The following is a 1,135-nucleotide window of genomic DNA, read 5'->3' on the forward strand; positions in this document are numbered from 1 at the left end:
TCTGTATCGCGCTTTTTTTCATTTTTTTATGAACCGGTGGCACGTCATCTTTTACCTTATTTTGGTGGCCTTTTAATCTGTCAGGCTCAGAAACGTGTTTATCAAGGTTTGCTTCTACAGCGTCGCCAGTCGCGGCGTGTTTTTATGCCTGCGCTTTTGCCACAAGCGCGTGAGAGCTCTCTCTCCTCTTGATTTTGAGGTTATGCATTGTCTCACGCTTTTGTTTAGTGCGTTCTTTAATGGGAGAACAGTTCTTCACGCAAAGCAAAAATGCTATTATGGTGCGAATTCACACGCTTTCTTGAAACAATTTCGACTAGAGTGCAACTCCATCCGATGATGGCGTCCGTGAAATGTATAAAACAAGGTCTGACCATCAATCTCCGTGCTTGTAAAGGGACAAATTGGCGCCCTCATTTTATTGGGCTGGCTTCCCATATGTCTCATGATGCTTGCATTGAGAGGGACTGTCAGAGGAATTGTCAATCCTTTTTACAGCACTTTCCATATGTTTATTTCGCTTGTGAACATATACGCAATGATCTTTTTCTGCTTGTGAATGCTAAGGTTTGTAGGAAGAAGCTTACTGTATTTTGGTTTTCCAAATAGATCAAAGTGTTGAATCTTCTTTATTTTGCCTTCGGAGAAGAAAAATGAATGGACATCATAATTGTTTTGGCAGTAATAACTGCTGTGAAATTTAAAGGTTGAGACGATATCCGTTTTGCTCTGTAATGAGGATTTGTGCGTTGGAGGGGTCTTTTTCAATTTTTTGTCGCAAACGATAAATATGGGTCTCTAAGGTATGAGTAACAACGTTTTCATTATAGCCCCAAATCTGTTCTAAAAGTGTTTCCCGATTGACGATTTGTTCATTAGTGCAAGAGAGATATTTAAGAATGGCAGCCTCCTTTTCTGTGAGGCGAATTTTATTGTTTTGTTGATCAATGAGGAGTTTTTGTCCAGGTTTAAAAGTATAAGGACCAATGTACAAAACAGCATCGTCATTTTGTTCATATTGGCGCAATTGGGCACGAATTCGTGCCAAAAGTACTGCAAAACGAAAGGGCTTTGTCACATAATCATTGGCACCTGTTTCAGGATCTAAAAGAGTATCGCAATTTGTGTCATAATT

General features: G+C 39.6%; 1 protein-coding gene and 1 pseudogene. One reads left to right on the plus strand and one right to left on the minus strand.

The window, feature by feature from the left end; genetic code table 11:
• A pseudogene (locus ACFIO5_RS10360) lies at positions 1-192 on the plus strand (SAM-dependent methyltransferase); the annotation flags it as partial.
• 508 nt (positions 193-700) lie between these two features.
• On the opposite strand, the gene ACFIO5_RS10365 reads toward ACFIO5_RS10360, so the two are convergent.
• Positions 701-1,135 (minus strand): response regulator transcription factor (locus ACFIO5_RS10365; RefSeq protein WP_375705358.1); only part of this gene is annotated, 435 nt, incomplete at its 5' end.

The sequence above is a fragment of the Bartonella sp. AA86SXKL genome (assembly GCF_042196885.1).